Source organism: Pseudomonas sp. CFBP13508, from assembly GCF_005233515.1.
Taxonomy (GTDB): Bacteria; Pseudomonadota; Gammaproteobacteria; order Pseudomonadales; family Pseudomonadaceae; genus Aquipseudomonas; species Aquipseudomonas mercuritolerans.
Genome location: NZ_QFZZ01000004.1, coordinates 473,429 through 492,994, shown reverse-complemented (window position 1 = coordinate 492,994; position 19,566 = coordinate 473,429). Strand labels below are relative to the sequence as shown.

General features: G+C 59.6%; 16 protein-coding genes. 7 read left to right on the top strand and 9 right to left on the bottom strand.

The window, feature by feature from the left end:
* Positions 1-216: 216 nt before the first annotated feature.
* Positions 217-825, bottom strand: a complete 609-nt coding sequence (gene miaE, locus PspCFBP13508_RS14470) for a tRNA isopentenyl-2-thiomethyl-A-37 hydroxylase MiaE (RefSeq protein ID WP_122612531.1) — start codon at positions 823-825, stop codon at positions 217-219.
* 160 nt (positions 826-985) lie between these two features.
* On the opposite strand from miaE, the gene PspCFBP13508_RS14465 reads away from it, so the two are divergent.
* Positions 986-1,849, top strand: coding sequence for a universal stress protein (locus PspCFBP13508_RS14465; RefSeq protein WP_130910601.1), 864 nt, complete (start codon positions 986-988; stop codon positions 1,847-1,849).
* Between the two features lie 86 nt (positions 1,850-1,935).
* Here PspCFBP13508_RS14465 and PspCFBP13508_RS14460 read toward each other — a convergent pair whose 3' ends face one another.
* Positions 1,936-2,406 carry a DUF1289 domain-containing protein gene (locus PspCFBP13508_RS14460; protein ID WP_064117650.1) on the bottom strand — a complete coding sequence of 157 codons (471 nt, stop codon included), beginning with the start codon at positions 2,404-2,406 and terminating at the stop codon, positions 1,936-1,938.
* A gap of 467 nt (positions 2,407-2,873) precedes the next feature.
* Here PspCFBP13508_RS14460 and acnB point away from each other — a divergent pair, with 467 nt between their 5' ends.
* Entirely contained in the window at positions 2,874-5,483 is a 2,610-nt protein-coding gene (acnB, locus tag PspCFBP13508_RS14455) for a bifunctional aconitate hydratase 2/2-methylisocitrate dehydratase (RefSeq protein ID WP_137214993.1), read from the top strand.
* Positions 5,484-5,615: 132 nt separating this feature from the next.
* Here the strand turns inward: acnB and PspCFBP13508_RS14450 are convergent, their stop codons facing one another.
* The 3 genes from PspCFBP13508_RS14450 to PspCFBP13508_RS14445 all read right to left on the bottom strand — a co-directional run bounded on the left by PspCFBP13508_RS14450 (position 5,616) and on the right by PspCFBP13508_RS14445 (position 7,567).
* Complete coding sequence (locus PspCFBP13508_RS14450) at positions 5,616-6,896, bottom strand: serine/threonine transporter (RefSeq protein WP_137214903.1); 1,281 nt, start codon at positions 6,894-6,896, stop codon at positions 5,616-5,618.
* A gap of 255 nt (positions 6,897-7,151) precedes the next feature.
* Positions 7,152-7,322 (bottom strand): hypothetical protein, encoded by a 171-nt coding sequence (locus PspCFBP13508_RS27440; protein WP_178084490.1) that lies wholly within the window; start codon positions 7,320-7,322, stop codon positions 7,152-7,154.
* A gap of 50 nt (positions 7,323-7,372) precedes the next feature.
* Positions 7,373-7,567, bottom strand: a complete 195-nt coding sequence (locus tag PspCFBP13508_RS14445; RefSeq protein WP_133336570.1) for a hypothetical protein — start codon at positions 7,565-7,567, stop codon at positions 7,373-7,375.
* A gap of 248 nt (positions 7,568-7,815) precedes the next feature.
* On the opposite strand from PspCFBP13508_RS14445, the gene PspCFBP13508_RS14440 reads away from it, so the two are divergent.
* The 4 genes from PspCFBP13508_RS14440 to PspCFBP13508_RS14425 all read left to right on the top strand — a co-directional run bounded on the left by PspCFBP13508_RS14440 (position 7,816) and on the right by PspCFBP13508_RS14425 (position 11,360).
* Entirely contained in the window at positions 7,816-8,199 is a 384-nt protein-coding gene (locus tag PspCFBP13508_RS14440) for a tautomerase family protein (RefSeq protein ID WP_137214902.1), read from the top strand.
* Positions 8,200-8,355: 156 nt separating this feature from the next.
* Positions 8,356-9,324: a 2-hydroxyacid dehydrogenase gene (locus tag PspCFBP13508_RS14435; RefSeq protein WP_130911426.1), complete on the top strand. Its 969-nt coding sequence runs from the start codon at positions 8,356-8,358 to the stop codon at positions 9,322-9,324.
* A 163-nt stretch (positions 9,325-9,487) separates the two neighbouring features.
* A complete protein-coding gene (locus PspCFBP13508_RS14430; RefSeq protein WP_095180255.1) occupies positions 9,488-10,555 on the top strand; it encodes a phosphotransferase family protein in 1,068 nt (355 codons plus the stop codon).
* Positions 10,556-10,592: 37 nt separating this feature from the next.
* Entirely contained in the window at positions 10,593-11,360 is a 768-nt protein-coding gene (locus tag PspCFBP13508_RS14425; RefSeq protein WP_137214901.1) for an SDR family oxidoreductase, read from the top strand.
* Between the two features lie 1,047 nt (positions 11,361-12,407).
* Here PspCFBP13508_RS14425 and PspCFBP13508_RS14410 read toward each other — a convergent pair.
* The 4 genes from PspCFBP13508_RS14410 to PspCFBP13508_RS14395 all read right to left on the bottom strand — a co-directional run bounded on the left by PspCFBP13508_RS14410 (position 12,408) and on the right by PspCFBP13508_RS14395 (position 17,407).
* The gene (locus tag PspCFBP13508_RS14410; RefSeq protein WP_137214898.1) at positions 12,408-12,665 is read right to left on the bottom strand and encodes a DUF1652 domain-containing protein; all 258 of its coding nucleotides are present in this window, start codon (positions 12,663-12,665) and stop codon (positions 12,408-12,410) included.
* Between the two features lie 140 nt (positions 12,666-12,805).
* The gene (locus PspCFBP13508_RS14405) at positions 12,806-14,302 is read right to left on the bottom strand and encodes a helix-turn-helix transcriptional regulator (RefSeq protein ID WP_137214897.1); all 1,497 of its coding nucleotides are present in this window, start codon (positions 14,300-14,302) and stop codon (positions 12,806-12,808) included.
* Between the two features lie 201 nt (positions 14,303-14,503).
* Positions 14,504-15,787, bottom strand: coding sequence for a Zn-dependent hydrolase (locus PspCFBP13508_RS14400; protein WP_133336586.1), 1,284 nt, complete (start codon positions 15,785-15,787; stop codon positions 14,504-14,506).
* A 135-nt stretch (positions 15,788-15,922) separates the two neighbouring features.
* On the bottom strand, positions 15,923-17,407 hold the full coding sequence (locus PspCFBP13508_RS14395; protein ID WP_122602775.1) for an NCS1 family nucleobase:cation symporter-1: 1,485 nt from the start codon (positions 17,405-17,407) through the stop codon (positions 15,923-15,925).
* 624 nt (positions 17,408-18,031) lie between these two features.
* Between PspCFBP13508_RS14395 and hydA the strand changes: the two genes are divergently transcribed.
* Positions 18,032-19,471 carry a dihydropyrimidinase gene (gene hydA, locus PspCFBP13508_RS14390; protein WP_137214896.1) on the top strand — a complete coding sequence of 480 codons (1,440 nt, stop codon included), beginning with the start codon at positions 18,032-18,034 and terminating at the stop codon, positions 19,469-19,471.
* Positions 19,472-19,566 lie beyond the last annotated feature (95 nt).

Sequence of the window (19,566 nt, the reverse complement as noted above, 5' to 3'; positions counted from 1 at the left end):
CAATAGCTGGTCAAGCGAGGACGGCAGACAGCAAAAACCGGCCACTCGGGCCGGTTTTCGGTGATGTTTCATACTCTTAAGATTTTTTTACAATCAGACAATAATGTCCGATTGGATTGCGGACCTCTGTCGGAGCTGCCGAAGGCTGCGATCTTTTGATTTTCGATTTGTAAAAACCAGATCAAAAGATCGCAGCCTGCGGCAGCTCCTACCCGATCATGCGGCGACCGGCACACCGCTGTGAAAGCGGAATTCTTCGTCCGGCGACTCGATCAACGCTTGCTCGGCAGCACGGACGCGCTCAATCACCTGCGCGACATCCTTGGCATCACCATACTGATAGGCCAGTTTCAGATAACCCTGAAAGTGCCGCGCCTCGCTTTTCAGCAAACCGAAATAGAACTTGCCCAGTTCTTCATCCAAATGCGGCACCAGTGCTTCAAAGCGTTCGCAACTGCGTGCTTCGATGAAAGCGCCGACTACCAGCGTATCCACCAGTTTCACCGGTTCGTGACTGCGCACCACTTTGCGCAGGCCCGAGGCGTAGCGGCCGGCGTGCAGCTGACGCAGCTCGATCTTGCGCCGTTTCATGATGCGCATGACCTGCTCGTGATGCACCAGTTCTTCCCGGGCCAGGCGCGACATCATGTTGATCAGGTCGACGTGGGCGTGGTACTTGGCAATCAGGCTCAGCGCAGTACTGGCGGCCTTGAACTCGCAGTTCTTGTGGTCGATCAGCAGGGTTTCCTGATCGGCCAGTGCCGCCTGGACCCAGGCGTCGGGGGTGCGGCAGCCAAGGAATTCGTGGATTTCGGGAAGGATCATGGGGCTCACGGTAAAAAGGTGTTCGAGCGAAGGGCGCCGATTATACCGGCCTGCCCGCAGACCACCAGCAGCGGCTGTTGATATGCATCAAGTCGCAGACGTTCGGGTAGCAACTATAGTTGTGCAACGCCGTGCCTTTTCTTTGCTGGAGACTCCGCTCATGCAAGCCATTCGCAGCATTCTGGTGGTCATCGAACCTGAACATGCGGAAAGCCTGGCGCTCAAACGCGCCAAGCTGATCGCCGGTGTCACCCAGGCTCATCTGCACCTATTGGTGTGCGACAAAAAGCATGACCACGCCGGCCTGCTCAGCGTGCTCAAGGCGGCATTGCTCGCCGAAGGGTACAGCGTGACCACCGAACAGGCGTGGAACGAGAGCCTGCACGAAACCATCATCGATGTGCAGCAGGCCGAGGGTTGCGGCCTGGTGATCAAACAGCATTTCCCCGACAGCTCGCTGAAAAAAGCCCTGCTGACCCCGGCCGACTGGAAGCTCCTGCGCCACTGCCCTACCCCGGTACTGCTGGTAAAAACCGCCGGTTCGTGGAAGGACAAAGTGATTCTGGCTGCGGTCGATGTCGGCAATGCCGACGGTGAGCATCGGCATTTGCACAGCACCATCATCGATCACGGCTACGACATCGCCAGTCTGGCCAAAGCGCATCTGCATGTGATTGCCGCGCATCCGTCGCCGATGCTTTCAGCCGCGGACCCGACATTCCAGCTCAAATCGACAATAGAAGCCAAATATCGCGAGCAGTGCCGGGCGTTTCAAGCAGAGTTCGATGTCGATGACGAGCACCTGCACATCGAGGAAGGCCCTGCCGATGTGTTGATCCCGTTCATGGCGCACAAACTGCAGGCAGCGGTAACGGTGATTGGCACAGTGGCGCGCAGTGGTTTGTCAGGCGCGTTGATCGGCAATACGGCGGAGGCGGTGCTGGATACGCTGGAAAGCGATGTGCTGGTGCTCAAGCCGCAGGAGGTTGAGGATCATCTGGTGGAATTGGCCGTGAAACATTAAAAGCAAAAGATCGCAGCCTTCGGCAGCTCCTACAGGTAGAACGCATTCCCATGTAGGAGCTGCCGAAGGCTGCGATCTTTTGCTGTTCAGGCGCCGAAGGCGTCTTTCAGGAAGCCCGGGGCGATGTAGCGCTGATAATGCGCTTCCGACAGCAGGAAGAATTCCCGATCAATGGCATCACGCAGTTCCGGCAGGTTCCAGTCGCGGAACTCCGGCAGCAACACCATCCCGTACGCCTCAAGATTAATGATCACCCGCGCACCTCGGGCAATCAGCTGATAGGCCCAGCAATATTCCGACTGATGCGGTACGAAGCGGATCTTGCGCTGCTCGAGTTGCTCGCGCAGGCGCGCCGAATCGAAAATCTCGACCTTGGCCGCCATCACTTGTGACAGCAATTGCTCCAGACGCAGCCAGACCGCACGCTTTTCCTCCTCGTTGTACCCGTTCCAATGGATCACTTCGTGGTGGAAACGCTTGCAGCCACGGCACACCAGGTCACCGTAAACGGTGGAGCAGAGGCCGACGCAGGGGGTCTTGATGGTCTGATTGGGCATAAATGGGCAGAACACTGAAACGCGGAACAGGCCGGCATGTTAGCCCTTTGTCGGGCATTGATCACCCCTCAAACAGCAAGGTCTCGCCGGCGTCGCAGGTTTGCTCCGGCCGCGCTGATTGCCACGAAAGTCCAATAGAGCGCGACTTACCTTTAAATTTTTTTTGCCGTAGAATCAGCCAGCCTTTTAAGGCGCCAATGTCCGTTAGAAGCTGTTTTCAAAGCGTCACGAGCACAGTCGTTCCTTCAGAGCGGTGTTGGCGAAGGGTTTTTCCAGCGGGGAAAAGCCCAACGCCAACCCTCATCAGCTCCCCGTTCTGCAGGCGTAAAACTTTGAAAGCAGCTTCTGTAAGGAATTGCCGGTAATTCTGGCCGAACGACCCACAACGTCGTGAGGCGCATGAGTACGGCAATTTCGGGATGAGCGTCCCGGACACCCATTTGGGACCACTGATGAGGGTAATAACTGTGCTTGAAGCCTACCGCAAACATATCGAAGAGCGTGCAGCCCTGGGTATCGTTCCCCAGCCGCTTAACGCCGAACAAACAGCAGGCCTGATCGAGCTGCTGAAGAACCCTCCGGCTGGCGAAGAAGCTTTCCTCGTTGACCTGATCACCAATCGCGTACCACCTGGAGTGGACGAAGCTGCCTACGTCAAGGCCGGTTTCCTGTCTGCCCTGGCCAAGGGCGAAGCCACCTCCCCTCTGCTGGACAAGAAACGCGCTGTAGAACTGCTCGGCACCATGCAGGGCGGCTACAACATCGTCACCCTCGTTGAACTGCTGGACGACGCCGAGCTGGCGCCAGTCGCCGCCGAAGAACTCAAGCACACCCTGCTGATGTTCGATGCCTTCCACGACGTCGCTGAAAAAGCCAAGAACGGCAACGTTCACGCCAAGGCCGTGCTGCAATCCTGGGCTGACGGCGAGTGGTTCAAGAAGCGCCCGGTCCTGGCCGACAAGATCAGCCTGCGCGTATTCAAGGTCACCGGCGAAACCAACACCGACGATCTCTCCCCTGCGCCAGACGCCTGGTCGCGTCCTGACATCCCGCTGCACGCCCTGGCCATGCTGAAAATGGCCCGTGACGGCATCGTTCCGGACGAGCAAGGCAAGACCGGCCCGATGAAGCAGATCGAAGAAATGCGCGGCCAGGGCTTCCCGATCGCCTACGTCGGTGACGTGGTCGGTACCGGTTCGTCGCGTAAATCGGCCACCAACTCGGTGCTGTGGTTCTTTGGCGACGACATCCCGTACGTGCCGAACAAGCGCGCTGGCGGTTTCTGCTTCGGCAGCAAGATCGCTCCGATCTTCTACAACACCATGGAAGATGCCGGCGCCCTGCCGATCGAGTTCGATGTGTCGAACATGAACATGGGCGACGTGATCGACCTGTACCCGCACGCTGGCAAAGTCTGCAAGCACGGTACCGACGAAGTCATCACCACTTTCGAAATGAAAACCCCGGTGCTGCTGGACGAAGTCCGTGCCGGCGGTCGTATCCCGCTGATCATCGGCCGTGGCCTGACCGAGAAGGCTCGCGCCGAGCTGGGTCTGCCAGCGTTCGACCTGTTCAAGAAGCCTGAAGCTCCGGCTGAAAGCACCAAGGGCTTCACCCTGGCGCAGAAAATGGTCGGCAAGGCTTGCGGTCTGGCAGAAGGCCAGGGCGTGCGTCCTGGCACCTACTGCGAACCGAAGATGACCACCGTGGGCTCTCAGGACACCACCGGTCCAATGACCCGTGACGAACTGAAAGACCTGGCGTGCCTGGGCTTCTCCGCTGATCTGGTGATGCAGTCGTTCTGCCACACCGCGGCTTATCCAAAGCCGATCGACGTGACCACCCACCACACCCTGCCTGACTTCATCATGACCCGCGGCGGCGTTTCCCTGCGTCCGGGCGACGGCATCATCCACTCGTGGCTGAACCGCATGCTGCTGCCGGACACCGTCGGTACCGGTGGTGACTCGCACACCCGTTTCCCGATGGGCATCTCGTTCCCGGCCGGTTCCGGCCTGGTCGCGTTCGCCGCTGCCACTGGCGTCATGCCGCTGGACATGCCGGAATCGATCCTGGTGCGCTTCAAAGGCAAGATGAAACCTGGCATCACCCTGCGTGACCTGGTTCATGCCATTCCGTACTTCGCTATCCAGAACGGTCTGCTGACCGTCGAGAAGAAAGGCAAGAAAAACGCCTTTTCCGGCCGCATCCTGGAAATCGAAGGCCTGGAAGGTCTGACCCTGGAGCAGGCGTTCGAACTGTCCGACGCCTCGGCCGAACGTTCGGCTGCCGGTTGCACCATCAAGCTGTCGAAAGAGTCGATCACCGAGTACCTGCAGTCCAACATCACCCTGCTGCGCTGGATGATCGGCGAAGGCTACGGCGATGCGCGTACCCTGGAACGCCGCGCTCAAGCGATGGAAGCCTGGATCGCCAATCCGGAACTGATGGAAGCCGATGCCGACGCCGAATACGCCGAAGTCATCGAAATCGATCTGGCCGAGATCAACGAGCCTGTGCTCTGCGCGCCGAACGATCCGGACGACGCCCGTCTGCTGTCCAGCGTTGCTGGCGAGAAGATCGACGAAGTGTTCATCGGCTCGTGCATGACCAACATCGGTCACTTCCGCGCTGCCGGTAAACTGCTGGATCAGGTCAAGGGTCAGCTGCCAACCCGTCTGTGGCTGTCGCCGCCGACCAAGATGGACGCTCACCAACTGACCGAAGAAGGCTACTACGGCATCTACGGCAAGGCCGGCGCACGCATGGAAATGCCAGGCTGCTCGCTGTGCATGGGTAACCAGGCACGCGTTGAGCCGAACAGCACCGTGGTCTCGACGTCGACCCGTAACTTCCCGAACCGTCTGGGCGACGGCGCGAACGTCTACCTGGCCTCGGCCGAGCTGGCGGCCGTTGCTTCGATCCTGGGTCGCCTGCCGACCGTCGAGGAGTACATGGAATACGCTGGCAAGATCGACAGCATGGCGGCCGATGTCTACCGCTACCTGTCCTTCGACCAGATCGCCGAGTTCCGTGAAGCTGCTGCGAACGCCAATATCCCGGTCGTTCAAGCCTAACGCTGCAAGGCAATAAAAAACGCCGCCCATCGTGAGATGAGCGGCGTTTTTTTATGCCTGCGGGCAAGCATCACGCAAACCTTGTGGGAGCGAGCCTGCTCGCGATGGCAGGCTCGCAATCGCACAGGTCGGTCAGACAGCCAGCTTGTAAACCAGCGCCGAAATAGCCACCAGCCCCACCGCGGTAACAAACACGTTCGACGCCTGACCGCGATAGCGCGCCATCGCTGGCACCTTGCGAATCGCGTACATCGGCATCAGGAACAGGATTGCCGCAATCACCGGCCCACCGACGGTTTCGATCATGCCCAGGATGCTCGGATCAAGCGTCGCGACGATCCAGCAGATCACCAGCATGAACGCCGCCACGATGCGATCCAGCGTTTTCGCGCCCGGACGCTTGCCGCTCTTGACAATCAAACCCTTGAGACCTTCGCTCGCACCGATGTAGTGGCCGAGGAAAGACTTGGAAATAGCCACAAACGCGATCAATGGCGCCGCAAAAGCGATGGTCGGGTTGCTGAAGTGGTTCGCGAGGTACGACAGGATCGAAAGATTCTGCTCTTTCGCCTCAGCCAGTTGCTCCGGCGACAGGGTCAGCACGCAACTGAATACGAAGAACAGCACCAAAATGACCATCAATGCATGAGCGCGCGCGAGGATCTGTGAGCTGCGCTCGTCGGCGTGCACACCGTAACGACGCTTCTGGTCCATCGCGAACGCCGAGATGATCGGCGAATGGTTGAACGAGAACACCATCACCGTAATCGCCAGCCACAGCGTGTGCAGCAGCGCTGACGGCGCCGGCACTTGCGAGGCGGTGGCGAGGATGCCGCCGTTCCAGTGCGGGATCAGGTACACGGCGAGGAACAGCAGCGCGACGATGAACGGATAGACCATCAGGCTCATGGCTTTGACGATCGCCTGCTCACCGCAACGCACCACGGACAGCAGGCCGAGAATCAGCACGAACGACAGCAGCGCGCGCGGTGGCGGCGTGATGTGCAGTTGGTGTTCGAGGAAGCTGGCGACCGTGTTGGTCAGGCCGACGCTGTAGATCAGCAGGATCGGGAAGATTGCAAAGAAGTACAGCAGCGTGATCAAGGCACCGGCCTTGATACCGAAATGCTGCTCGACCACTTCGGTAATATCGGCACCTTCGCGACCGGACAGCACAAAACGGGTCAGGCCACGGTGAGCGTAAAACGTCATCGGGAAGGCCAAAAGCGCGAGGATCACCAGCGGCCAGAAGCCACCCAATCCTGCGTTGATCGGCAAAAACAGGGTGCCGGCGCCAATGGCCGTCCCAAACAGTCCCAGCATCCAGGTGGTGTCCTGGCGATTCCAGCTCGAAAGTTCAGCGGGTGCTGCTGCGTCGAAGCGCTTTTCGAGGCTATTGGCCTGATCATTCATCCGGTCGGATCTCCGCTTTCCGGTCACTTGCCACTCGGTCAGGACGCGTCGAAAAAAACCGACAGACATGCTCCGGCCGAAACAGGGGCGCGATTCTCCGCGATAAATCAACGCAAGCAAAGACTTAGCTGAGGAATGGTTGTGCGGAGCAGCCTGATTGGGCGTCGTTCATGGGAAAAACAGGGTCGCGATTGGGTATGTCAGACGCCGCTTGCGGATACGTTTTTGCAATCAAGCCATGATCATCGATCGCGCTCAGAGCGATATGCCAAGCATGAATCCCAACAAAATGCAGTACAGCCCGAAACCGAAGAGCAACCAGAGCTTGCCATTCTCTCTTTTATCTCTGTTGCGCACCGTTTCCTCGTATTCCGCGAACTCCCGTTCGATTCGTTCCAGTCGTGCCTTGCGGTCATATGTGCTCATACAGATTTATCCCTTGGATAATGCGCCTGAGTGGTCTCAAGCATGAATACTCAAAACTTGAAGAACACGCCTGCGACTGCGGTGATCGCAGTCAACACTCCGCCAAACACCGCAATTGGATAGAGCTTCGTCTCCCTTGATAACTTTTTCTCTTCAGCCTGAAGCTTTTTCCATTCAGCCACGAGTTTCCTTGATTCGTTTTCCAGCCTGTCGAGCTCCAGATTTTCGCGATCGTTATGGAACATTTGCCCTCCTTGGCTGCTGGCGGATCGGTGCCAGCATTTGCATGCACATCGACGGCTATCGTCATGCCCTTATCATCAAACTGTTCCATTCACGCTGACCAGCAGACGCATCTGCCATTCCCGTAGGCAAAATCCGCGAGTCACGTAAGCCGCCTCATACACGGAATTTGCGATATTCCAGACCAATTACCTGCCAGAACCCTGCCCTTGATCTAGCGTGTGAGAAGCCATAACCCAAGGAGCCTCCCATGCCACTGGTCCGCATCGACATCCAGCAAAACCCCGACCCCACTTTCGCCAGGCGCATCGGCGAACAGATCTACGCCGCCCTGCGCAGCTGTATCGATGTGCCAGAGCACGACAATTTCCAGATCCTCAACGAGCACGACGGCCAGCACTTCGTGTACGACCCGCAATACCTCGGCATCGAGCGCAGCGACGGCGTGGTGTTCATCCAGATCACCATCAGCGAAGGGCGCAGCGTGGAAAAGAAACAATTGCTGTTCAAAACCATTGCCGAGAGCCTGCATGCGCAACTGGGCATCCGTACGGAGGACGTATTCATCAATCTGGTAGAGGTGAAAAAGGAGAACTGGTCGTTCGGCAATGGTGTTGCGCAATACGTCAGCTGATGGGTCGTGCGCCATGCCTGCGTACTTGCTTGTTCCACGAACCAGTCCAGAATCAAAGCACCACTGCGTGAATTCAACGATTGCCAAGCCGCTGCGGATTCAGCACTCTGAGTCGACTTTCGCGACCCACCCGCCGCCAATCACAGGAGCCGCGCAATGCCCGCAACCGTTCTGGTACTGGTTGAAACGATCAATGATTATCTGCCGATTCTCGAGCATCAGGGATTCCACCTGATCCTTGCACCAACGCCAGCCGAACGTGCACAAGCCATCGTTACCCATGGCAGCCGCATCGACGCCGTGCTTACTCGCGGGCCGCTGGGCCTCACCGCCGACGAGATCAGCGCCCTGCCCGCCTTGAAAATCATCACGGTGATTGGTGCGGGCTATGAACAGGTCGATCTGCAAGCAGCCAGTGACCGTGGCATCACCGTCACCAATGGTGCCGGGGTCAACGCCTCGTCGGTGGCCGATCATGCGATGGCACTGCTGCTGGCATTGGTCCGCGATATCCCACGCTGCGATGCTGCGGTACGCCGCGGTGAATGGCCGAAAATCATGCGCCCGTCGCTGGCCGGCAAGCGTCTGGGCATCCTCGGGCTGGGCGCCGTGGGCATGGCGATTGCCAAACGCGCCGAGCTGGGTTTCGACATGCAGATCAGCTACCACAACCGCCAGGTGCGCAGCGACGTTTCCTATGCGTTCTGCTCGACACCGACCGATCTGGCGCGAGCCTCGGATTTTCTAGTGGTCGCCACGCCCGGTGGGATCGGCACGCACAACCTGGTGACGCGAGCGGTGCTCGATGCGCTCGGACCGAATGGCTTTATCGTCAACATCGCCCGGGCCAGCGTCATCGCTACGGCGGATCTGATCACCGCACTTGAACAACGTCGTATCGCCGGTGCCGCGCTGGATGTGTTCGATCACGAACCGGAAGTGCCCGATGCCCTGAAAAGCCTCAGCAACGTTGTGCTGACTCCCCACGTCGCCGGCCTCTCCCCCGAAGCCACGCAAGGCACGGTTGAGCTGGTGGGCAAAAACCTGATGGCGTTTTTCTCCGGACAACCAGTGCTGACTCCCGTCGCCCTGCCGCCCAGGTTGAACAACCAGCGCGTGCATTAACGCGCCTGGCATCGTCGAACCGCGCCGATCTTTGGCCCATTCTCAAAGTTGATTATCCAGCAACACGCTAACCTATAAGACCGACCCGCGCTTGTGAGCACCCGAGCGCGCCATTAGATTAGCCAATGATGTCTGGCCTCCAAAATAAGCAGAAGGGATAAGCATGGCGCTTACTGACCAGTCCACCCGGATCCGCGCAGGCGAAGAACTTGATGCCAGCCTGATCGATCCATACCTCAAGGCGCACATTCCCGGCCTGACCGGCACTCCGCAGATCAGCCAGTTTCCCGGCGGCGCGTCGAACCTGACTTACCTGCTGGAATACCCCGAGCAAGAATTCGTTCTGCGCCGCCCGCCGTTCGGCCACAAGGCCAAATCCGCCCACGACATGGGCCGTGAGTTCCGCATTCTCAACCAACTGCGCGACGGCTTTCCGTATTGCCCGAAGGCCTACGTGCATTGCACTGACGAGGCCGTCATCGGCGCCGAGTTCTATGTGATGGAACGGGTCAAGGGCATCATCCTGCGCGCCGAACTGCCGCCGGAGCTGGGCCTTGATTCGGCGAAAACCGAAGCACTGTGCAAAAGCTTCATTGACCGTTTCGTCGAACTGCACCGGGTCGATTACAACGCCTGCGGCCTCGGCGATCTGGGCAAGCCCGAAGGCTACGTCGCGCGGCAGATCAAGGGCTGGAGCGAGCGCTACGAAAAAGCCCTGACCCCGGACGCGCCGCACTGGGAAGCAGTCAAAGCCTGGCTCAACGACAAGATGCCGGCCGACCACCCGACCTCGAGCATCGTCCACAACGACTATCGCTTCGACAACGTCATCCTCGACCCGGCCAATCCGATGCAGATCATCGGCGTGCTCGACTGGGAACTGACGACCCTCGGCGACCCGCTGATGGACCTGGGCAACACCCTCGCCTACTGGATCGAAGCCGGCGACCCGGCACCGGTGCAACTGATGCGCCGCCAGCCAAGCCACGCACCGGGCATGCTGACGCGCCGCGAATTCGTCGACTACTACGCCGAGCGCTCGGGCATCCGCATCGACAATTTCGACTTCTACTACACCTACGGCCTGTTCCGCCTGGCCGGCATCGTGCAGCAGATCTACTACCGCTTCTACCACGGCCAGACCCAGGACAAACGCTTCGCGCAGTTCATTCACATGAACAAACTGCTGGAGCAGATGAGCCTGCAGGTCATCCAGAAATCCAGCCTCTGACCCAGGCCTATAACAAGACTTCCAACAAGGGAAACCCATGTCCAAGACTCAGTTGTTCGACCTCGACGGCAAAATCGCTTTCGTCTCCGGCGCCAGCCGTGGCATCGGTGAAGCCATCGCCAAACTGCTGGCCCAGCAAGGCGCCCATGTGATCGTCTCGAGCCGCAAGCTCGAAGGCTGCCAGCACGTCGCCGACGCCATCATCGCCGCCGGCGGCAAGGCAACAGCCGTGGCCTGCCACATCGGTGAGATGGAGCAGATCAGCCAGGTCTTCGCCGGGATCAAGGAGCAATTCGGCCGCCTCGACATCCTGGTCAACAACGCCGCGACCAACCCGCAATTCTGCAACGTGCTCGACACCGATCTGGGTGCATTCCAGAAGACCGTCGATGTGAACATTCGCGGTTACTTCTTCATGTCGGTCGAAGCCGGCAAGCTGATGCGCGAAAACGGTGGCGGCAGCATCATCAACGTCGCCTCGATCAACGGCATCTCCCCGGGCATCTTCCAGGGCATCTATTCGGTGACCAAAGCGGCGGTCATCAACATGACCAAAGTCTTCGCCAAGGAATGCGCGCAATTCGGCATCCGCTGCAACGCCCTGCTCCCGGGACTGACCGACACCAAATTCGCCTCGGCCCTTGTCAAGAACGATGCGATTCTGAAACAGGCACTGACCCAGATCCCGCTCAAACGCGTGGCCGACCCGAGTGAAATGGCCGGCGCAGTGTTATACCTGGCCAGCGATGCGTCGAGCTACACCACCGGCGTGGCGCTGAATGTGGATGGCGGACTCCTGTCCTGATATCTGTCCCGTGTGGGAGCGAGCCTGCTCGCGAAAGCGTTGTGTCAGTCAGCTATGTTTTGACTGACACCACGCTTTCGCGAGCAGGCTCGCTCCCACAGGGTAACTGCTGGGTTCCAGGCCTCGTGCAATCGAGGAATCGCGAATCTTATTGGGTTATGCAACGGGTAGTGGTGATGTGGCGCGTTACCTGCCCATCGACATACATATCCCCGGCAACCTCAGTATTCTCCAGCACCTCACACCGACGTTCCGGCGGAGGCGGCGGCGCGACAGGCGCAGGTGGTGGGGGACTGGCACAACCGGCCAACAAAATTGCAAGAAAAGCCAACGGCAATACGCGTTTCCCAGGATTATTCATAGGACGACCCGCGGTAATGGAAGACAAACTCCCGCAACCCGACCGGCCGCGGAAGACCTGACCACTCATTCTTTATAGCTGAGCACTTTGTTAGCGCCAGTGGATTGGGGTGATTGGCTGGGATTGGCTGTCGGTTTTGCGGGGATTTTCCAGCAGAAGCCTGGATTGGGATTATGGTTGTCGGCGAGGGCCTCAGGCTCACTCCTACAGTTTTGATCGAGTGAATTCAGTAACAACCAGGTCGGCTGTCAGGCCGCCTTCGCGAGCAGGCTCGCTCCCACAGAAAAGCAAAAGCAGCGCAGCTGCCCGCGGCGAAGCCGCCCCACTCAACAATGAGCGCAAGCTCGAGTAGCTTTTGATCCTGGAGCCCGTCGGCAGGCTGAGTGGAGGGATTGATCCGGGCGTGGGAGCGCAGCGACCGTCTGGCGCAGCCAGACACAGCGGAAGGAGGTGCAGCGAAGCAAACCGTAGCCGCTGCGCCAGGATCAATCCCGGAGCGAAGGAACCCCGAGCCTCAGCGAGCGGGCCGAACGTCAGGGCGAAGACCTTTTGGTTCCTTTTGGGGCGTTTGCCAAAAGGGACTCGCCGTAAGGGCGAAACCGTCAGCCGCAACACCCAAAAAAACGGATATACCCCCACCCCCCCAGAGCATGGCCGGCCCAAAGGCCGCCAAGACCAAAGCGCGCTTAAGCCAAATCCGGATCCCGCGAAGAACGCAAGGAATTGCTCTCAAGCTCATACCGCAACTCCCCCACCAACGCCTCAACCGCCTCAGGCGAACGCAGCGAAGCCAGATCCAGCCCACTGATCACCAGATCCACCTGCCCCGAATCCGGGTGATACAACTTGACCGTCAGCGAATGATCACCATCCACCGAACACTCACAAGCCAGCGGCGCAAAACTGTGCTCGAGCCGAGCGCGCAACTGCGCAAGATTCATCATTGACGTTGTTCCTATGACTGTTTCAGAAGGGGCACGATCGCAAACCCGAAATGGTCTACACCGCACCCCACCAGCCTAAGAACACAACGCCTTGGCCAATACATGAATTTGCACCCTTGTAACTAGTGCATTTGCACCTCTCAGCGCTGGCCCTTGGTGCCCCACTCTCCCGAAAACAAACCGCGCTCCCGAGCCCAGACGATCGCCTCGCTGCGGCTATGCACATCGATTTTCGAGTACACAGTGGCAACATGATTGCGCACGGTATTGGGCGCCAGTTTCAACCGCGCGGCGATCTCCTTGTCCGCCAGTCCTTCACAGATCAGTCCCAGCACATCGCGCTCACGGGCCGTCAGGTCAGTGAACGAGGCACTTGGCAGCTGCGGCGAGTTGATCTTCTTCACGTTGGCCAGCTTCTCGATCAGCGTCCGGCTGAACCACGACGCATCCTTCATCACTTCTTCGATCGCCGCGACCAGCTCCAACTCAGTGCGCTTGCGCTCGGTCATGTCCATCAGCACCAGCAGATAGCAGGACGTGTCGTGAATGTTCACGGTGTCGGCCGAGACCGCACATTCCAGCAACTCCTCGTCCTTCTTGCGCACCGGCACATCGACCCGATCGACCCGACCGTTCTTCGCCAACGCCGACAACAGGCGCGTGCGCGCGCCGTCATCGTGGATGAAGCTCAGCTGCGTCACGGTCTTGCCGAGCACGTCATCGCTGTCATACGCCAGGGTGTCGAGGAACGCCTGGTTGACGTCGATGACCTCCTGCTTGTCAGCGGTGCAGATCAGAATCGGCACCGGAGTCAGACGAAAAGCCTTGGCAAAGCGCTCCTCGCTCTGACGCAAGGCCACTTCGACCCGGCGCCGGGGCTCCATGTCGACGAAAGAGAACAGCATGCAATTCTCGTCATTGAGCAGCAGCGGCTGACCGGCCACGATCACCTGTTTACTGCCACCGTCGGGTAGGCGCAGTTCCGCCTGCATCTGCGGAATGGTCGCGACATCGCGCAAGCGCTGAACAGCCAGATCGCGCTGATCGGCCCGCTCGAAGATATCGATTTCGTAAGCCGAGGTGCCGATCACCTGATCGCGGGTATAGCCGGTCATTTCCAGAAAGCCCGGGTTGACCTTGATGTAGCGCAAATCGCTGAGACGACAGATCACTGCCGGCGCGGGGTTGGCGTTGAAGGTTTTTTCGAAGCGCAGCTCGGCGTTGGCCCAATCGGTGACGTCGCTCATGATCAGCACCAGCGACTCGGGCTGGCCGACGCGGTCGGTCAGCACCATGCTGCGCACGCTGTGCACCCAGACCCGCTCCGGGTCGTCCACGGACGAGACTTCGATCAGCACATCATTGAACGCCTCGCAGCGGGCGACACGGCTGATCGGGTAGTTGTCCGGCGGCAAGACATGATTGTTGCGATAGCGCAGCGTGAAGCGTTTGGCGTACTCGTCGGCGTTGCTGCCCAGATCACCGATGGTGCTGACACCGTGCATGGTCAGCGCCGCTTCGTTGGCCCAGAGAATGCTTTTGTCGAGTTCCAGCAGAATCACCCCGTCCGACAGCCCGGCGATGATCTGCTGCAACTGGCGACGGTTGGTTTCGGTGGTCAGGACTTCCTGGCTCATTGGATCTCCACACTGTGATGCGGCTAGGTGAAGAGTACGACCGCAGCGGTTCGGGATCGTGCCGCGGCCTCAAAATCGCCAGAAAACCCCTGTGGGAGCGAGCCTGCTCGCGAAAGCGCTGGGTCAGATAGACCATTCGGTGACTGACCCGGCGCATTCGCGAGCAAGCTCGCTCCCACAGGTTTACTGGGTGTGTTTACCTTAGGCGGCTCGCTCGCTGGCCGCCACCATCGCCGAAGCGGCAAGCATCGCCCTTAGCAACACCGCGCACCCCGCCGCGAGATCATCCGGTGCGGCATTCTCGATTTCGTTATGGCTGATCCCACCCTCGCACGGCACGAAGATCATCCCGGCCGGACCTAGCTCGGCGAGAAAGATCGCGTCATGCCCGGCGCCACTGACAATGTCCATGTGCGACAGACCCAGCCCTTTCGCGGCGCCGCGCACCGCCTCTACACAGCCCTTTTCGAAGTACAGCGGCGGGAAGTCGGCGGTCGGGGTCAGTTCGTAGGTGAGGCCGTGCTCTTCGCAGGTCGCATCGATGACTTGTTTCACTTCGGCAATCATCGAATCCAGCCGCGCCGGCTCCAGATGCCGGAAGTCGAGGGTCATGCGCACTTCGCCGGGGATCACGTTGCGCGAGCCGGGATAGGCCTGAAGGCAGCCAACCGTGCCGCAGGCGTGGGGCTGATGGCCGAGGGCGGCGCGGTTGACGGCGCCGACGATCACCGAAGCGCCGACCAAGGCATCCTTGCGCAGGTGCATCGGCGTCGGGCCGGCGTGGGCTTCGACGCCGCGCAATTTCAGGTCGAACCACTTCTGCCCGAGCGCGCCGAGTACCACGCCGATGGTTTTCTCTTCATCTTCAAGGATCGGGCCTTGCTCGATGTGCGCTTCGAAATACGCGCCGACCGCGTGCCCGCTGACCTTGCGCGGGCCGGCGTAGCCGATGGCGTTCAGCGCCTCGCCAACGGTGACGCCGTCGGCATCGACCTTGGCGAGGGTTTCTTCGAGGGTGAATTTCTCGGCGAAGACCCCGGAGCCCATCATGCACGGGGCGAAGCGGGAGCCCTCTTCGTTGGTCCAGACCACCACTTCCAGCGGCGCTTCAGTTTCCACGCCAAGGTCGTTGAGGGTACGCAGCACTTCGACGCCGGCGAGTACGCCGAAGCAACCGTCGAACTTGCCACCGGTGGGTTGAGTGTCGATGTGGCTGCCGGTCATCACCGGCGGCAGGCTCGGGTTGCGCCCGGCGCGGCGGGCGAAAATGTTGCCGACGGCATCGACCGTGACGCTGCAACCGGCGTCCTTGCACCACTGCACGAACAGGTCGCGGGCCTGGCGGTCGAGGTCGGTCAGGGCCAGGCGACAGACGCCGCCCTTGACCGTGGCACCGAGTTTCGCCAGTTCCATGAGCGAGGCCCAGAGGCGATCGCGGTTGATGTGCTGATGGGTGGATTGCAGAACGTCTACGGCTGCGTTCATGGGGATCTCCTCAGACTGGTTTTCTTATGGATATTTCTCTGGCGTGTGCAACATCGCCTTCGCGAGCAGGCTCGCTCCCACAGTGAGAATGCTTTTCCAATGTGGGAGCGAGCCTGCTCGCGAAAAGGCCCTTGCTCACACCGCGGTTTTCACGGCAGAAGGCTGCGCCCGCATCACACACAGCCCGTAATAAATCACCCCGCCCAACGCCGAGCCGGTGAACCAGCCATAGCTGTAGAACCAGCTGAAGGCATCGCTGCCCAGCGACAGCAAGGTCAGCGCCACCGGCACGCCGAAGGCGAGAAAACCCGCCCAGTTCCACGCCGGATACACGTCATCGCGGTACAGCCCGGCGAGGTCCAGTCGCTGTTTCTTGATCAGGAAATAATCCACCACCATGATCCCGGCGATCGGCCCGAGCAGGCTCGAGTAGCCCAGCAGCCAGTTTGAATACACGGTTTCCAGGCTGATGTCGGAAACGATCAGGCCAAGCTTTTTCAGCAGTTCATGGCCCATCAGCACCAGCCCGACCAAACCGGTCAGCAACACCGCTTTGGTGCGGTTGATCACCTTCGGCGCGATGTTCTGGAAGTCATTGGTTGGCGAGACGATATTCGCGGCGGTGTTGGTCGACAGCGTGGCAACGATGATCAGCGCCATGGCCACCGCCACCCACACCGGGCTCTGGATATGGCCGATCAGCGTGACCGGATCGGACACGGTGACGCCGACCAGTTTCACCGATGCGGCGGTCATCACCACGCCCAGCGCGGCGAAGAGGAACATGGTCAGCGGCAGGCCGAAAATCTGCCCGAGGATCTGATCCTTCTGGCTCTTGGCGTAGCGACTGAAGTCGGGAATGTTCAGCGACAGCGTGGCCCAGAACCCGACCATCGCCGTCAGCCCTGCCGCGAAATAACTGACCACGCTGGCGCCTTCCGGACGCTTGGGCGGGATCGCCAGCAACTCAGTCATCGATACATTGGGCATCGCCCACACCAGCAGGCCAATGCCCACCGCCACCAGCAACGGCGCCGACAGGGTTTCCAGCCATTTGATCGACTCGGCACCGCGAATCACCACCCACAGATTCAGCGCCCAGAACACCATGAAACCGATCACCTCGCCGGTGCCGCCGAGGGATTTCCAGCCCTCGAACACCGAGCCGAGAAACAGGTGAATCGCCAGGCCGCCGAACATGGTCTGGATGCCGAACCAGCCACACGCCACCAACGCGCGGATCAGGCACGGCACGTTGGAACCGAGAATGCCGAACGACGAGCGCAGCAGCACCGGAAACGGAATGCCGTACTTGGTGCCGGGGAAAGCATTGAGGGTCAGTGGAATCAACACGATGACGTTGGCAAACAGAATCGCCAACAGCGCTTCGCCGACGCTCAAGCCGAAATAAGCGGTGAGCACGCCGCCGAGGGTGTAGGTCGGCACGCAAATCGACATGCCGACCCACAGCGCGGTGATGTGCCATTTGTTCCAGGTGCGTTCGCGCACCTTGGTCGGTGCCATGTCGTGGTTGTAGCGGGGACTGTCGAGGACATCACTGCCCGCTTCGAGCTCGTACAAGCCGTCGCGCTCGGTCACTTGTGATCTGGTCTGTTGCATGGCCGCTCCACTGTTCTTCTGATTATTTTTTGCTCATCAGGCGGCTGGCGCATACGGCGCCAGCCGGACGATGGCCGGAGGAACTGACAACTTTCATGCACCGGCCATGGTGTCAGCGGCGGCATCAATAAACGTGCCGGGTCTGGCGCTGAACGCTTGAGCGGTGCACTGCACGCTTTGCAACTTTCTGATATTCATCAGTTTTAATTGAATATTCGATGAGTCCGGGAAAACTTGTATGAACGCTCAGGCTAAACGTCGGGCAAGTTGTCCGAAGTGTCAGGACTCAAACTGGTGCACTGCATTTATTTTTGTCGGTGAACCCGCAACCGCAGCACAACTTCAACCGGCTGATTTCACATAGGAAATCTTGCTCATATTTCCATCCTGTCAAGTGCGTCAAAATGGTGAGCAGCCTCACCATTTTGGTGATTTCCATTATTTATCCTTATTTATCAATAGTTTGAACAAGCTATAAGCTTATAAAAAATATTCTTGATCATTCTTCAAATCGCGACTAGTTTCTATTCCTGACAGCGATGACAGGAATACGAACTGCGCCGCTGTTCTTCAATAAAACATTTAGAACCGGCACAAGTCGGTCATGCCTGCGAGGAATCCGGAATGTCTCTGTTGATCCGTGGCGCCACCGTTGTTACCCATGATGAAAGTTACCGCGCCGACGTCTATTGCGCTGACGGCGTGATCAAAGCCATTGGTGAAAACCTCGACATTCCCGCCGGCGCCGAAGTGCTCGACGGCAGTGGCCAGTACCTGATGCCCGGCGGCATCGATCCGCATACGCATATGCAACTGCCGTTCATGGGCACCGTGGCCAGTGAGGATTTCTACAGTGGCACGGCGGCGGGTCTGGCCGGCGGCACCACGTCGATCATCGACTTTGTGATTCCCAACCCGCAGCAATCGCTGATGGAAGCGTTTCATCAGTGGCGCGGCTGGGCGCAAAAGTCTGCGTCGGACTATGGTTTCCACGTCGCGATCACGTGGTGGAGCGAGCAGGTGCGCGAGGAAATGGCCGAGCTGGTCAGCAGCCACGGCATCAACAGCTTCAAGCATTTCATGGCCTACAAGAACGCGATCATGGCCGCCGACGACACTCTGGTGGCGAGTTTCGAGCGCTGTCTCGAACTCGGTGCGGTGCCGACCGTACACGCAGAAAATGGCGAGTTGGTCTATCACCTGCAACGCAAGCTGATGGCCCAAGGCATTACCGGGCCGGAAGCGCATCCGCTGTCGCGACCTTCGCAGGTCGAAGGTGAAGCGGCGAGCCGGGCGATCCGGATCGCCGAAACCATCGGCACGCCGTTGTACCTGGTGCACGTTTCCACCCAGGAAGCTCTGGACGAAATCACCTATGCCCGCAGCAAGGGCCAGCCGGTTTACGGCGAGGTGCTGGCCGGGCACTTGCTGCTCGACGACAGCGTCTATCAACACCCGGACTGGCAGACCGCCGCCGGCTACGTGATGAGCCCGCCGTTCCGTCCGCGCGGCCATCAGGAGGCGCTGTGGCACGGGCTGCAGAACGGCAATCTGCACACCACCGCCACCGACCACTGCTGCTTCTGCGCCGAGCAGAAAGCCGCCGGCCGCGACGACTTCAGCAAGATTCCCAACGGCACCGCCGGTATTGAAGACCGCATGGCAGTGCTGTGGGATGAAGGCGTCAACTCGGGGCGATTGTCGATGCAGGATTTCGTCGCGCTGACCTCCACCAACACCGCGAAGATTTTCAACATTTACCCGCGCAAAGGTGCGATCCGCGTGGGCGCCGATGCCGATCTGGTGCTGTGGGATCCGCAAGGCACTCGGACCATTTCCGCCAAGACCCACCATCAGCAGGTGGACTTCAACATCTTCGAAGGCAAGACCGTGCGCGGCGTGCCGAGCCACACCGTCAGCCAGGGCCGTGTGGTCTGGGCCGACGGCGACCTGCGCGCCGAACGCGGCGCCGGACGCTACATCGAACGGCCGGCCTACCCGGCGGTGTTTGATTTGTTGAGCAAGCGGGCGGAGTTGCATAAACCAGTTGCCGTTAAACGCTGAAATCCAGGCCTTCGGCCTTCGCGAGCAGGCTCGCTCCCACAGGTGAGCGCATTGCAAATGTGGGAGCGAGCCTGCTCGCGAAGAGGCCCTCCCTG

Coding starts and splice junctions, on each gene's coding strand:
- miaE (WP_122612531.1), bottom strand. CDS start 825: ATGATCCTTCCCGAAATCCACGAATTCCTTGGCTGCCGCACCCCCGAC.
- PspCFBP13508_RS14465 (WP_130910601.1), top strand. CDS start 986: ATGCAAGCCATTCGCAGCATTCTGGTGGTCATCGAACCTGAACATGCG.
- PspCFBP13508_RS14460 (WP_064117650.1), bottom strand. CDS start 2,406: ATGCCCAATCAGACCATCAAGACCCCCTGCGTCGGCCTCTGCTCCACC.
- PspCFBP13508_RS14450 (WP_137214903.1), bottom strand. CDS start 6,896: ATGAATGATCAGGCCAATAGCCTCGAAAAGCGCTTCGACGCAGCAGCA.
- PspCFBP13508_RS27440 (WP_178084490.1), bottom strand. CDS start 7,322: ATGAGCACATATGACCGCAAGGCACGACTGGAACGAATCGAACGGGAG.
- PspCFBP13508_RS14445 (WP_133336570.1), bottom strand. CDS start 7,567: ATGTTCCATAACGATCGCGAAAATCTGGAGCTCGACAGGCTGGAAAAC.
- PspCFBP13508_RS14440 (WP_137214902.1), top strand. CDS start 7,816: ATGCCACTGGTCCGCATCGACATCCAGCAAAACCCCGACCCCACTTTC.
- PspCFBP13508_RS14435 (WP_130911426.1), top strand. CDS start 8,356: ATGCCCGCAACCGTTCTGGTACTGGTTGAAACGATCAATGATTATCTG.
- PspCFBP13508_RS14430 (WP_095180255.1), top strand. CDS start 9,488: ATGGCGCTTACTGACCAGTCCACCCGGATCCGCGCAGGCGAAGAACTT.
- PspCFBP13508_RS14425 (WP_137214901.1), top strand. CDS start 10,593: ATGTCCAAGACTCAGTTGTTCGACCTCGACGGCAAAATCGCTTTCGTC.
- PspCFBP13508_RS14410 (WP_137214898.1), bottom strand. CDS start 12,665: ATGATGAATCTTGCGCAGTTGCGCGCTCGGCTCGAGCACAGTTTTGCG.
- PspCFBP13508_RS14405 (WP_137214897.1), bottom strand. CDS start 14,302: ATGAGCCAGGAAGTCCTGACCACCGAAACCAACCGTCGCCAGTTGCAG.
- PspCFBP13508_RS14400 (WP_133336586.1), bottom strand. CDS start 15,787: ATGAACGCAGCCGTAGACGTTCTGCAATCCACCCATCAGCACATCAAC.
- PspCFBP13508_RS14395 (WP_122602775.1), bottom strand. CDS start 17,407: ATGCAACAGACCAGATCACAAGTGACCGAGCGCGACGGCTTGTACGAG.
- hydA (WP_137214896.1), top strand. CDS start 18,032: ATGTCTCTGTTGATCCGTGGCGCCACCGTTGTTACCCATGATGAAAGT.